Genomic DNA, 236 nt, shown 5'->3' with positions numbered 1-236 from the left:
ACTAGTCGAATTAGTTCAGCTTGCAGATCTTTCAATTGTAGAAAGAAAGGAAGAGATTGCGCCTAGTATATTCCTGTATTATTCCGCACTAAAGGATGAACAGAAAAGAAGACACAATATTGAGTTGGCTCTTAGAGAGGCAATTACCAATAAGAAATTTGCTGTAGCTTATCAACCTATTGTGGGGCTCCGCAAAGAAACTGTTTCCCTGGAAGCCTTGGTCAGATGGAAATATG

At 39.4% G+C, this 236-nt stretch carries 1 protein-coding gene; it reads left to right on the top strand.

What is annotated here, in order from left to right; genetic code table 11:
* On the top strand, positions 1 to 236 hold a 236-nt coding region (locus tag NLF92_RS13790), incomplete at both ends, for a hypothetical protein (RefSeq protein WP_432420240.1).

Origin of the sequence: Opacimonas viscosa, assembly GCF_024199005.1 — a bacterium.
GTDB classification, from domain to species: domain Bacteria; phylum Pseudomonadota; class Gammaproteobacteria; order Enterobacterales; family Alteromonadaceae; genus Opacimonas; species Opacimonas viscosa.
This window is presented reverse-complemented; position numbering and strand designations above follow the sequence as displayed.